General features: G+C 73.7%; 13 protein-coding genes. 4 read left to right on the top strand and 9 right to left on the bottom strand.

Annotated elements, in window-relative coordinates; translation table 11 throughout:
* Positions 1 to 226: 226 nt before the first annotated feature.
* The 3 genes from ACWEN3_RS14605 to ACWEN3_RS14595 are packed head-to-tail and all read right to left on the bottom strand — an operon-like array spanning position 227 to position 1,901.
* Positions 227 to 958, bottom strand: a complete 732-nt coding sequence (locus ACWEN3_RS14605) for a metallophosphoesterase family protein (RefSeq protein WP_452970034.1) — start codon at positions 956 to 958, stop codon at positions 227 to 229.
* Positions 955 to 1,218 carry a hypothetical protein gene (locus tag ACWEN3_RS14600; protein ID WP_452970032.1) on the bottom strand — a complete coding sequence of 88 codons (264 nt, stop codon included), beginning with the start codon at positions 1,216 to 1,218 and terminating at the stop codon, positions 955 to 957. The genes ACWEN3_RS14605 and ACWEN3_RS14600 overlap by 4 nt, the downstream gene beginning before the upstream one ends.
* Complete coding sequence (locus tag ACWEN3_RS14595; protein ID WP_452970030.1) at positions 1,215 to 1,901, bottom strand: hypothetical protein; 687 nt, start codon at positions 1,899 to 1,901, stop codon at positions 1,215 to 1,217. Before ACWEN3_RS14595 ends, ACWEN3_RS14600 begins: the two co-directional genes overlap by 4 nt.
* 188 nt (positions 1,902 to 2,089) lie before the next feature.
* Here ACWEN3_RS14595 and ACWEN3_RS14590 point away from each other — a divergent pair, with 188 nt between their 5' ends.
* Positions 2,090 to 3,247 carry a PP2C family protein-serine/threonine phosphatase gene (locus ACWEN3_RS14590; RefSeq protein WP_452970027.1) on the top strand — a complete coding sequence of 386 codons (1,158 nt, stop codon included), beginning with the start codon at positions 2,090 to 2,092 and terminating at the stop codon, positions 3,245 to 3,247.
* Between the two features lie 109 nt (positions 3,248 to 3,356).
* On the opposite strand, the gene ACWEN3_RS14585 is transcribed toward ACWEN3_RS14590, so the two are convergent.
* From ACWEN3_RS14585 to ACWEN3_RS14570, 4 genes are all read right to left on the bottom strand, one after another.
* Positions 3,357 to 3,857 (bottom strand): hypothetical protein, encoded by a 501-nt coding sequence (locus ACWEN3_RS14585; RefSeq protein ID WP_452970025.1) that lies wholly within the window; start codon positions 3,855 to 3,857, stop codon positions 3,357 to 3,359.
* 174 nt (positions 3,858 to 4,031) lie between these two features.
* Positions 4,032 to 4,496, bottom strand: coding sequence for an SRPBCC domain-containing protein (locus tag ACWEN3_RS14580; protein ID WP_452970023.1), 465 nt, complete (start codon positions 4,494 to 4,496; stop codon positions 4,032 to 4,034).
* A gap of 97 nt (positions 4,497 to 4,593) precedes the next feature.
* The gene (locus tag ACWEN3_RS14575) at positions 4,594 to 5,409 is read right to left on the bottom strand and encodes an SAM-dependent methyltransferase (protein ID WP_452970021.1); all 816 of its coding nucleotides are present in this window, start codon (positions 5,407 to 5,409) and stop codon (positions 4,594 to 4,596) included.
* 178 nt (positions 5,410 to 5,587) lie between these two features.
* Positions 5,588 to 6,463: a helix-turn-helix domain-containing protein gene (locus ACWEN3_RS14570; RefSeq protein WP_452970019.1), complete on the bottom strand. Its 876-nt coding sequence runs from the start codon at positions 6,461 to 6,463 to the stop codon at positions 5,588 to 5,590.
* 439 nt (positions 6,464 to 6,902) lie between these two features.
* Here ACWEN3_RS14570 and ACWEN3_RS14565 point away from each other — a divergent pair, with 439 nt between their 5' ends.
* From ACWEN3_RS14565 to ACWEN3_RS14555, 3 genes are all read left to right on the top strand, one after another.
* Positions 6,903 to 7,478: an ATP-binding protein gene (locus tag ACWEN3_RS14565; RefSeq protein WP_452970017.1), complete on the top strand. Its 576-nt coding sequence runs from the start codon at positions 6,903 to 6,905 to the stop codon at positions 7,476 to 7,478.
* Positions 7,479 to 7,855: 377 nt separating this feature from the next.
* Positions 7,856 to 8,566, top strand: a complete 711-nt coding sequence (locus ACWEN3_RS14560) for a GNAT family N-acetyltransferase (protein ID WP_452970015.1) — start codon at positions 7,856 to 7,858, stop codon at positions 8,564 to 8,566.
* On the top strand, positions 8,563 to 9,360 hold the full coding sequence (locus ACWEN3_RS14555; protein WP_452970013.1) for an SAM-dependent methyltransferase: 798 nt from the start codon (positions 8,563 to 8,565) through the stop codon (positions 9,358 to 9,360). Before ACWEN3_RS14560 ends, ACWEN3_RS14555 begins: the two co-directional genes overlap by 4 nt.
* 35 nt (positions 9,361 to 9,395) lie before the next feature.
* On the opposite strand, the gene ACWEN3_RS14550 is transcribed toward ACWEN3_RS14555, so the two are convergent.
* Together ACWEN3_RS14550 and ACWEN3_RS14545 are read right to left on the bottom strand one after the other, a co-directional pair.
* Positions 9,396 to 9,659, bottom strand: a complete 264-nt coding sequence (locus tag ACWEN3_RS14550; RefSeq protein ID WP_452970011.1) for a hypothetical protein — start codon at positions 9,657 to 9,659, stop codon at positions 9,396 to 9,398.
* Positions 9,660 to 9,694: 35 nt separating this feature from the next.
* Positions 9,695 to 11,451, bottom strand: a 1,757-nt coding sequence (locus ACWEN3_RS14545) for a hypothetical protein (protein WP_452970009.1), incomplete at its 5' end; no start/stop codon positions are given.

Below are 11,451 nucleotides of genomic sequence, written 5' to 3'. Positions count from 1 at the left end.
GGCTCATCCCAGGCCGGACAGCAGACAGCAGACCCGCGCCACCACAGCCCGGCCGGCAGACGCTGAACCGGTGCCATGCCCGCCGGCCGGCAGACGCTGGACCGGTGCCATGCCCGCCGGTCGGCAGAGACCGGCATCACCCCTGCCCGCGCCCCCAGGCCGGCCGGCGGACAGCAGACCCAGTCACTCCAGCCCAACCGGGCAGACGGCAGACGCTCGACCGGTGTCATCCCCGCTCGGACGGCAGGTTGTAGACGTGGAACGCTTGGCCGATCACCGGCTGGGCGACGTTGCGTACGCGCACCCCGCCGCTGGTCATGCCGTGCTCGGTGCCTGCGTGGGCGTGGCCGTGCACGGCGAGGTCGGCGCCGGCGGTGTCGATCGCCTCCGCGAGCAGATAGCTGCCGAGGAAGGGGTAGATCTCCGGCGGCTCCCCGGCCAGGGTCTCCGGCACGGGCGAGAAGTGGGTGAGCGCGATCCGCACGTCGCAGTTCCACTGCTCCAGGTCCTTCAGGGCGCCGCAGAGGCTGTCGGCGCTGCGGCGGGTGTAGCGGACGAACTCCTTCATGAGGGGCTCGCCGAACTCGCCGGCGCAGCGCCCCACGAAGCCTCCGCCGAAGCCCTTCGTACCGGCCACCCCGATGCGCGCGTCACCGGCGGCGACGACGGCCGCCTGTCCCTCGAGGACGTGTGCGCCGGCGTCCCGGAGGATCGCCGTGACCTCCTCGGGGCGTTCGTCGTGGTGGTCGTGGTTGCCCAGGACGGCCACCACCGGGACCCCGAGGTCCTTGATCTCCCTGGCGACGACCGCGGCCTCCTCCGGTGTGCCGTGCCGGGTGAGGTCTCCGGCGAGGAGCAGGACGTCCGCGCACTCCGGCAGCGTCTCGAAGGCGGGTCGCAGCGTGCCCTGGCTCGCGGGGCCCATGTGGATGTCCCCGACGGCCGCGACGCGGATCATGTCAGGTCCTCCCCGTCAGCGGGCGAGGAGGTCCCGGCGACCAGGATGTCGCAGTGGACCGGGTGCCCCGCGAGATCCTCGCGCACCGTGCGCAGGACGTCGTCCCGGCAGTCGGCGGACGGCACGGTGCCGGTCAGCAGGACGGCGTCGCCGCGCAGTTCCAGCCGTACGCCGAGTTCTCCGAGGGGTCCGGAGGCCAGGCGGTCGGCCAGGTGCGCCACGCGGTAGTCGAGCTGTGTGTCCGGCGGTACGTCGGTCATGACGGCGCCTCCCGGGGTTCGATCACGTTCAGTCGTTCGAGGAGGAAGAGGAAGGCGGCCGGCATGGGCTGGTCGCCGCAGGTGTCGCGCACCACGTTCCAGTCGACCTTCTCGCGCACGGCGCGGGCCACCGGCAGCACGGAGCCGAAGTCGCAGTAGTGCTCCGAGAAGGCGCTGATCAGGCTGCGGATGAGGTCGGTCGGGCACAGCACGGGCATGAGGACCGAGTCGACGGGCAGGACATGGGCCCGGTCGAGCATGTCCTTGGTGACGGGCTCGTGCGCCAGCGAGAAGATGATGTCGACGGTCTGCCCGCGGCAGGTGGTCTTCAGCAGCCAGTCCTCCGGCGGGGTCCGCACGGCGAGCCCGGCCGCGCGCAGGGTGGCGGCCACCGCGTCGGCGTCGTCGGGCAGGATGCAGAAGTCGGCGTCGTGCTGCAGATAGCGGCTGCCGCCGTGGGCGTAGACGGCGACGCTCCCGGCCAGCGCGAACGGGTGGTCCGCGCGCTTGAGCAGGGCGCCGATCTCCTTGGCGGCCTCCAGGATGGCCTGGCTGAGGTCCTGCGGCAGCTCCGACAGCTCCCCGACGGACCGGGCCGGCTGGTACGGCCCCTCCGGCGCGAGGCGGAGTTCGGGGGCCTCCGGTCGCCGGACGGACGCGCTCTCCTCCCCGTCGTGCGTCATGGTCCTCTCCATTCGCGGCACCCTGCCCGGCAGCCGTGACCGGCCCCGGGAGCCAACGGGTACCCGGGGCATGCGGAGCGACACCGCCCACCACCGAGCGGTCGGCCGGGGCGGGGTTGCTTCGGGTCCACCCGCACCGTGTGCCTCATGAGTGGCCGCCCGACCCGCCCGGGAGCACGCTGGTAGGCATGGGATCCCGGCTCGGGCTGGTGCGGCGGCCGTGGCAGTCGACACATGCGCTGCTGCTGCTCCCGATCGCGCTCATCGTGGTGATCACGGTGGTGGATCTGCAGGCGCCCACCAACATCCACCTGGGTCCCGCGCTGGTGATCGCGCCCGCCATCACCCCGTCCTTCGCCGGGCCCCGGACCACGGCGGCCATCGGCGGGCTGGCGGTGGCCGCGCAGATCCTCATCGGCTTCGCCCACGGCGGGATCACCACCTCGAACCACGTCGTGCAGATCATCACCCTCGTGGTGCTCTCGGTGATCACGGTGATCTACAGCGCCCTGCGCGACCGGCGGCAGGCCCAGCTGGCCCAGGTGCGCACGGTCGCCGAGGCCGCACAGCACGTGCTGATGTGGCCGCTGCCCGAGCGGATCGGCACGCTGCGCATCGCGTCGCTCTACCTGGCCGCCGAGGACGAGGCGCAGATCGGCGGCGACCTGTACGCGGCGACCCTGTACGACGGCGGCGTACGCGTCCTGATCGGCGACGTCCGCGGCAAAGGGCTGCCCGCCATCGGCGAGGCCGCGCTGCTGCTCAGCGCGTTCCGGGAGAGCGCCCACCGGCACATGCCGCTGGCGGACCTGGTCGCCACCCTGGATCAGAGCGTCCATCGGTACGCGGCCGAGCTGGAGCCGGAGGAGGAGGCGGGCGAGCGGTTCGTCACGGCGCTGCTGATGGAGATACCGGACCACGATCCGATCACCCGGATGACCAGTTCCGGCCATCCGCCGCCGCTGCTGCTGAGCCCCGGTCACGTCGTCACGGTGCCCAGCCTGCACCCCTCGCCGCCGCTCGGGGTGCACACGGGTGTCGAGCACACGCTGGACGTATTCTCCTTCGAGCCCGGTGACACCCTGCTGCTCTACACCGACGGGGTCGTGGAGGCCCGGGACACCCGCGGCCGGTTCTATCCACTGACGGAGCGGATCGCGCGGTGGACCGACGACAGTCCCGAGGCCCTGATCCACCACGTGCGGCGCGACCTGCTCGCCCATGCCGGCGGCAGGCTGGGGGACGACGCCGCGCTGATCGCCCTGCACCGCACCCCCGTCGAACGGCGCCGTCACCACGGCCATGACTCCGTCCGGCACGCCTCGGCGGCCGCCGACCGCCGCTAGCGGCCGCGCACGCTCCGCTTCAGGGCCGTTCCGGACCTGCCGGGCGGCGCCGGGGCATGGGTCCCGCCCCGAGTGGGGCGGGGCGGGACCGCACGCCCGTCCCTGTCGGTCAGCGGACCGGCTTCAGGTCGGTGATCTTCAGGGTCTTCAGGTCGGACAGCACGTCGATGCGGGTGACCTCGGCGTGCGGCCCGTCGCTCCAGGTCAGGGTGACCCGGCTGGTGGCGTGGCCCGCGCCCGAACCGGTGTAGGCGACCTTCCACTTCACCGGCACGTTCTGCGCGAAGAGGATGCCGTCGGCGTGTTCCTTCTTCTCGAAGGCGGCGACCTTCTTCTGGGCGGCCGCGGAGAGGTGGAAGGCCCGCAGCGCCTTGGCGTCGGCGCCGGCTGACTTGTCCCCGGTGGCCCAGACGGCGTCGATGTAGGCGCCGTAGAAGTCGGTCACGTGCTGGGTGACGTTGCGCGGGTCGCCCTGGGCGGAGGACACGGCGGCGGCGCGGGTGGTGTGGCTCGCGGAGGCCCCCGCGAGGGCGGGTGTCACGGCGGCCAGGCTGAGGCCGGCGGCGAGGGCGACGGCGGTGAGCAGGGTCTTCCGGCTGCGGTCGGACATGCTTCTGATTCCCCCGGTTTTCTCCACGGCCGGGGCTGATCCCGGCCGTCGACGGCTTTTAAGACCGCATTTCCGCGAGGGCGGTTCCGCTCATTTCCGGGGAATTCCCGGCACACGGCGGCAGGGAAAAGAGTTGCGTCGCATTCCGGCCCCGGCGGGCTCCGATTCGGCCATTCACGGGTTTCGTTCCGCCATCAGCCGGGCGAGCCGGTCGAGGGCCATGCGGGTGCCCTGTTCGTTGTCCTCGCGGGGGACGCCGTCGGGGACGCCCTCGTGCAGGATCTCCACGTCCGTGCCGCCGCCGGCCGGGGTGAGCGTCGTCGTCATGGTCATGGTGCCGCGCACGGCGTCGTCGCCGGTCTCGAACGCGAGCACCTCGACGACCAGGGCGTCCGGGACGAGCCTCGCGAAGTGGCCGCGGTAGGTGTCGGTGTGCCCGCCGGACTTTCCGGTGCCGCCGGGGTCGTCGTAGGTGAGGGAGACCCGGAAGGCGCCGCCCTCGCGCGCGTCGAACCTGTGGACGTGGGCGGTCATGTTGTCCGGGACCCGCCAGGCCGCGACCGCGTCCGGATCGGTCAGGGCCCGGTAGACGGCGTGCGGGGACGCCTGCACATGGCGGGTGACTCGGGTGGCGTACACGGGGCTCACGGTACCGGCCGGCGGGGCGGCCCGTCCCGCCTGTGGCGGGGACGGGGCCAGGGTCCGGGAGGTGGGTCGGACCCCGGCCCCGGGTCGGTCACGGCTTGCGGGCGACCGCGCCGTACATCGCGATGTCCTCGTCGCGGATGCCCTGCTCGCCGGTGCCGTCGGGGTGCCACTTGTGCACCTGGACGATGCCGGGTTCGGTCAGTTCCAGGCCCGCGAAGAACTCGTGGGCCTCGTCGATCGTGCGCAGCCGCATCGGCATGTTGCGCGCCGCGTACTCGCGGGCGACGCGGCCCACCTCCTCGGGCGCGAACTCGGCGGTGCCGATGGACATCGCCAGGTGACTGCCGGACGGCAGCGGTTCCAGCAGCCGGCGTACGACCCCGACCGCGTCGTCCTCGTCGAGCATGAAGTGGACGATGGCGATGACCGTGAGCGCGACCGGCTGGTCCAGGTCCAGGGTCTCGCGCAGTTCGGGGGCGTCCAGGATGGCCGCCGGATCGCGGAAGTCGGCCTCGAGGTACGCGGTACGGCCCTCGGGCGCGCTGGCCAGCAGGCCCTGGGAGAGGGTGAGGACGATGGGGTCGTTGTCGACGTAGACCACGCGGGACCCGGGGGCCACGGCCTGGGCGATCTCGTGCAGGTTGGGCGAGGTCGGGATGCCGGTGCCGATGTCGAGGAACTGGCGCATCCCCGCCTCCTCGGCGAGCCAGCGCACGGCGCGGTTCATGAAGTCGCGGTTGGCTCGCATGTGCACCGGGAGCGCGGGCCACTCCCGGGACATGGCGTCGCCCGCCTCCTGGTCGGCGGGGTAGTAGTCCTTGCCGCCGAGGATGTAGTCGTAGATGCGGGCGGAGTGGGCGTTCTCGGTGTCGATCCGGTCGGCCGGCCATCCGTTGTCGGGCAACGCCGTGTCTCCCATTCGGGTAGGGGGTGGGGCAACGCGCGGCTGTGGCGGGTCGGTTCACAGGGGGTGGTCGGCGTCGCCCTCCTTCGCACCCGTCAGGAAACGCGACTTCTCGTGCGGTGTGAAGACCGGTGCGGGGCTGCCGGGTTCGGTCGGCCGGCGTACGGCTCGGCGCACGTCACAGCTCCTTGCGGATCAGGCCGAGCAGGGTCTCGGTCTTCCTGGCGGGCGCGGCCTGGGCGCCGAGCCGGTCCAGGGCCTCGCGGTACACCACGACGTCGTCGGTCTTGTCGAGGTAGACGGCCCCGACCAGGCCGTTGAGGTAGACGATGTCGGGCAGTTCGCGGGCCCGGAACCGGAAGAGGTGGTAGCCGCCCGCGCGCATCGCGGGGTGCGGCCCGTTGGCGAACGGCATGAGCTGCAGGGTCACATGGGGCAGCCGGTTGACCTCGATGAGGTGGTCGATCTGCGCGCGCATCACCTCGGGTCCGCCGACCGGCCAGCGCAGCACGGTCTCGTCCATCACCACCCACAGCCGGGGCGGTGCCTCCCGGGCCAGCAGCTCCTGGCGGCGCATGCGCACCGCGACCCGGCGTTCGGTGGCCTCGGCGGACGCGTGCGGATTGCCCGCGCCGAGCAGGGCCCGGGCGTAGTCCTCGGTCTGGAGCAGGCCGTGCACGAACTGGTTCTCGTACGCGCGGACCTGCAACGCGGCCTGTTCCAGGCTGAGATAGGCGGCGAACCAGTCGGGCATGACGTCGCGGTAGGTGTGCCACCAGCCCCGCTTGTTGGCCTCGCGCACGGACTGCAGAAAGGTGTCGATCTCCTGCCGGTCGGTGACGCCGTAGACCTGGAGGAGCTTCTCGGCGTCCGCGAGCCGCAGCCGGGCCACCTTGGCCGCCTCCATGCGGCGGATCGTGGAGTGGCTGACCCCGATGGCGGCGCCCGCCTCCGCGTACCCGAGACCGGCGCGGGTCCGCAACTCCTCCAGCTGCCGGCCGAGGATCATGCGCAGGACGGAGGGGGCGCCGCCCCAGTCGGTCTCGGCGGTCACGCCCCACCCCCTCAGCAGGTATCAGGGTCACCTTTGCACACGATCGGTTGTGCCACGCCACCCGATCACGTTCTGGCGAAAGCAGCATGCACCTGGCCACTTGCAATTTTCAACTTGCCGGTTGCGGGGGGTTGTTGGCAGGTGCCACAGTGGACTCACAGCTCCGGTCGACCGACGGAGCGGGCGGCGTGGCCGGGTCGGGGGAGACCGGGCCGCACCACGGTCTCGTCCGAGGCGGTGTGTCGTCCGCTGCGCGTGCGGCCGGCCGACCCACACGGACACACCCCCCACGCGAGGCCGGACGACCCCACACGCGAGGCCGGACGAAAGGCGCACGGCGATGGCTCCGCCCTCCCTCCCCCGACCCCTTCACCGTCCGCCCGAGGAGTTCGGACCGGACGGATCGCCCGGCGAACAGAATCTGTTGCGGTTACCGGCGGTGCCACCGGCGCAGCGGGCGGAGGAGGACGCCGAACGGCCGCACCTGATCGCGCACGTGGTGGAGGCGCCGCACAGCCCGGCGGACCCGGCCGGCGTCCCGAGACCACCCGGAGGCGAGCGCCTCGGTCGACTCCCTGGGCCCGACGGCCTCGACCTGCTCGCCTCCGGGGCCCCGTCCACCGGTTCCGCCGCCTTCGACCTCCCGGCCCTGCCCACGGCCGTCGGCACCGCCCGCCGTGTGGTACGGGACCTGCTGACGGCCTGGTCCGTGCCGGACGCCGTCCGGGACGACGCCGTCCTGGTCACCTCCGAACTGGTCACCAACGCGCTCGTGCACGCGGCCGGCCGGCGGATCTCCTGCCGGCTGCGCGGCGCGGCGGGCAGAGTGCGCATCGAAGTGGAGGACGAGGAGGCGGGCCCCGCTCTCCCGGTGGTACGCCGGCCGCGACCCGACGACCAGCACGGGCGCGGGCTCTTCCTGGTCGAGGCGCTGAGCCTCGACTGGGGCGTCGTCGTCCTGCCCGGCCGCCCCGCCCGCGTCGTCTGGGCGGAGCTGACGTCCGCCCTCGTCTGACACCCTCACCCACGGACCATCCCCCACCAGTCCGAAGGATTCCCATGAACCGCACCTCCCCCCACCCCGCCCCGGCCGCCGACCCCTCCTGGACCCGCACCCACCCCAAGCCGGACTCCCAGGAACACCCGCGCTGAGGGTGGTTCCGGGCACCGGGGCGCTGTCGCCGGAGCCGGCAGGCGCCAGGTGAGTGCCGGTGGCCGGTGCGGATGCCGGAGGGAATCGGTGTCCGGAACGGCCCGCCGTGCACGACGGGCGGTACGGATCCCCGCTAGATTCACCGCCGGTGCGGGTCGTCCGCACCCGTCGGCGGCTCGCGCCCCGCAGGGGTCGCGCGGCCGTCGGGCGGGCCGTCACGTCGGGGCTTCGGGGGTTGCATGGTCTGGTCGCTCATCCGCCGGGGCCGGACCGTGCCCGGGCTGCCGGCGCCCGGGCGGTGTGCGCCCGGACGGCATGCCCTGGCCACCGAGCGGCTGCTGCTGTTCACACCGCGGACCCGGCTCGACGTGGTGGCGGCGCTCGCCGCGTGCGCCGACACCGAGGCACAACGGTGGCTCGGCACCCGGGCCGACCGGGTGCTGCCCGACTCCCGCACCCGCCGGGCGCTGCTGGAGTGGCGGCCCGCCGGCGACGACGGCCGCCGCGTCCCCCGGATGCTGGCCGAGCCGTTCGCGCCCGGACCCGACGACCCGCTGCTCCTGGTGTGCGTGCGCCGGGCCGACCTCAGCTATGCCGGCGCCCTGGAACTGGAGCACAGGTCGGGCGAGATGGGCGGCTGGCTGGCGCCTGACTGCCGCGGGCAGGGCCTGGGCGCGGAACTCTTCCGTGCCGGTGCGGACCTCGCGCACGCGCACGCCGGGCTGGTCACCGTCCGCGCGGGTGCCGAGCCCGGGAACACCGCGAGCCGGCGGGCCCTGGTCCGCGCGGGCTTCGTCCCGGCGCGGGGTACGGCCCGCCACACGCTGCCCGACGGCCGGGTGGTCGACGCCGTCTGGCACCGGCACGACACCGCGACGGCCGCCCGCTGCCGGGCCGCCCGACGAGCAACCCCTCCCACCCCCCACACACAGCGAGGAGAGCCGACGTGACGGACACCGGTTTCAGCCCGGAGCGGATCGACACCGGCAAACCGCACTCCGCCCGGATGTACGACTGGTTCCTGGACGGCAAGGACCACTACGCCGTCGACGCCGAAGCCGCGAAACGGGTGCTGGAACTGTTCCCCGACGCCAAGGAATCGGCATGGGCGAACCGCGAGTTCATGCACCGGGCCGCCCGCTTCGTCGCCGGCCGGGGTGTCGGCCAGTTCCTGGACATCGGCACCGGCATCCCCACCGAGCCGAACCTGCACCAGATAGTCCAGGCCGTCACCCCGAGCGCCCGCGTGGTGTACGCGGACAACGATCCCATCGTCCTGCGGCACGCCGAAGCGCTGCTCCAGGGCACTCCCGAAGGCCGAACCGCCTATGTGCACGCGGACGTCCGGGAACCGGAGCGGATCGTGGCGTACGCCCGCGAGCACCTGGACCTCAGCCGGCCCGTCGGCCTGTCGCTGATCGCGCTGCTGCCGTTCGTCACCGACGAGCAGGATCCGTACGGCATCGTCCGCACCCTGATGGACCCCCTGCCGTCCGGGAGCCACCTGCTGCTCTCCCATGTCAGCGCCGAGATCGACCCGGACGTGTGGGACCGGATCGCGTCCGTGTACCGCTCCGGGGGCACCGCCGTCCGGGCCCGGACGCACGCCGAGGTGGCACGGTTCTTCGACGGACTGGAGCTGTGCGAGCCGGGTGTCGTACCGGCCACCGGCTGGCGGCCCGAGCCGGGGATGCGGGTGGGTGTGGAGCAGCCGGTGTACGTGGGGGTGGCCCGCAAGCCCTGACCGGCGTGCGTCGTGGGCCGAAGGGGGCCGCCGGCTCAGTCGCCGGCCCGGGCGTGGGCGAGCAACGCCTCGGCGGCGGTGCGTAGTTGCTCCGCCGCCGTGGTGCACGCGGCGGCCTGCTGCTCCAGGGTGGGGCCGCTCCGGTCGGGCGCCGCCGGGCAGGTGGTCAGCGTGGCCGCGGTGGCGAGCAGCCGCCGCGCGTAGCCGTCCATGAGGTCGGCGTCGGCCCTCAGCTGGAGGGCGCGTTCGAGGAGTTCGCCGGCCGGGGCCGCGATCGCTCGGGTGGGCTCGGTCACCATGGGCGACTCCCAACTGTACTGTGCTGTACGGGACTTCAGTGCGGCAGCACGGTGCCGGCGCTGCGATGGGCCATGAGCCGGGGGCAGGTCAGCACGAACAGCGGCCGGGCCACGTCCGCGCCGAGCCGGCGCAGCTGCCCGGCGAAGGGTTCGGCCGCCGCGGTGCCGAGCCGCACCCGGACCCCGGTGCCCGCGTGCAGCCGGGGTCTGCCGTGCGCCCGGACCAGGGTGCGTATCGTGCTCTGGCCCCGGCGGCCGTAGAGGACCCAGTCCGCCTGGGGGCAGCGGACGCCCGGTCCGAGGCGGCCCCGGACGTCGAGCCCGAGCTCCCGCGACCGGACGGCGATGTCCCGGCCCGTCAGATCGGCCTCGGCGCTCATCCGGACCGCGGGCTGGCCCCAGATCTCCAGCGCGACCACCCGGGCCTCCTCGCTCGTGACGGCGAGGGAGAGCACGTACCGTCCGGTGCGGCGCAGGTCGGCGCGGCGCAGCAGATCGGCGGCGGTGTCGTACGGGCGCGGTCGCCACAGGTCGTCGACCAGCAGGGACAGGGCGACCTCGGTGTACGGGCCGATCGTGGTGCAGCGGTGCTCCTGGAGGGAGAGCACCGCCATGGCCCGCCGGCCCGGCCGGCTCGGCGTCATCCGGGGGAGGCCGGGCAGCAGGCTCCGGGCCGCGGCGGCGTCGACGGGGAAGCAGAGGTGGGCGGCGGAGGAGTCGTAGTAGCGCACCGGCACCTCGACCGGGCCGACCGTGGTGGGCACGGCGGTGGTGGGCAGGGTGAGGAAGGGGTGGCCCTCGGGCGGGTGCGCGCGGTCGCCGAGCCGGTAGGCCCGGGTGCGCACGATGGGGCCGCGGTAGGGCGTGAGGGCCTCGTCGATGTCCGCGCGGGCCTCGGGCACGACGGTCCTGAGGTGCTCGATGTACTCGTGGGGCAGGTGGCACAGCGGGAACTCGTGGGCGGGTCCGGGGTAGTCGACCTCGTACCGGTCGGGGTGCGCGGGGGAGGCGGGACCCGCGCCGGGGCCGTCGAGGTCGGGCACGATGTCGTGCCGGTTGGTGACGGTGGCGACCCAGGTGCGCGGGTCGGCCGGCTTCCGGTCGCCGGCCGGTGCGCCGACGGCGACGACATGGGTGACCCGGTGGGTGCGGCAGAACTCCTCGTCCTGGGCGAGGTTCAGCGCGGCGGTCCCGCCCTCGCCGTGCCCGATCAGGGCGAGTTCGGCGCCGCGCGGGATGCCGTAGTCCGCCAGGGCGAGCAGGATCGAGCGGGTGTACGGCGAGTCCGTCCGGGACAGGTTGTGCCCGGCGGCGGCGAGGTCCCGCGGGGAGTCGTGGCGGGGACGGCCGGGCGCCAGGCCGGGCGCCTGGACCACGTAGCGGACGACGCCGTCGGGGCCGCGCACGTTCTGGACGAGGATCCGCCCGCCGTTGGACAGCACCTCGATGTTGCGCAGGAAGCCGAGGAAGGAGCCCTCGGTGGCGATGACCTGCTTCTCCTGATCCGTGAGGTCTACGGGCTCGGCGGCACCCTCGCCCGGGTCCGGGCCCGCGCGGCCGGGGGCGCCGACGCGGCCCCGCGGGTCGGCGCACGGTTCGGGGCCGCCTATGGGCGTCCGTACGCCGGTCCCGGTCGGTCGATCGGCGCCCACCAGTGCGCGGATCGCGAGGAGTTCGGGCATCAGCGGCGCGAGTCCGGACAGGGCGCGCCGGGCTCCCTCGTCCCGGAACAGGGCGCGCAGGGCCCGTACGGCCTCCGGCTCGCGGTCCGCGGTGACCGCGCGGATCAGCC

The organism is Streptomyces sp. NPDC004561, assembly GCF_053602155.1.
The sequence above is the reverse complement of the archived record's forward strand: the minus strand, read 5'-3'. Positions and strand labels throughout refer to the sequence as shown.

Excerpts from the sequence above, each read along its gene's own strand:
- ACWEN3_RS14595 (WP_452970030.1), bottom strand. The coding sequence starts at position 1,901 with ATGACGCACGACGGGGAGGAGAGCGCGTCCGTCCGGCGACCGGAGGCC.
- ACWEN3_RS14590 (WP_452970027.1), top strand. The coding sequence starts at position 2,090 with ATGGGATCCCGGCTCGGGCTGGTGCGGCGGCCGTGGCAGTCGACACAT.
- ACWEN3_RS14550 (WP_452970011.1), bottom strand. The coding sequence starts at position 9,659 with ATGGTGACCGAGCCCACCCGAGCGATCGCGGCCCCGGCCGGCGAACTC.
- ACWEN3_RS14600 (WP_452970032.1), bottom strand. The coding sequence starts at position 1,218 with ATGACCGACGTACCGCCGGACACACAGCTCGACTACCGCGTGGCGCAC.
- ACWEN3_RS14585 (WP_452970025.1), bottom strand. The coding sequence starts at position 3,857 with ATGTCCGACCGCAGCCGGAAGACCCTGCTCACCGCCGTCGCCCTCGCC.
- ACWEN3_RS14605 (WP_452970034.1), bottom strand. The coding sequence starts at position 958 with ATGATCCGCGTCGCGGCCGTCGGGGACATCCACATGGGCCCCGCGAGC.
- ACWEN3_RS14560 (WP_452970015.1), top strand. The coding sequence starts at position 7,856 with ATGGTCTGGTCGCTCATCCGCCGGGGCCGGACCGTGCCCGGGCTGCCG.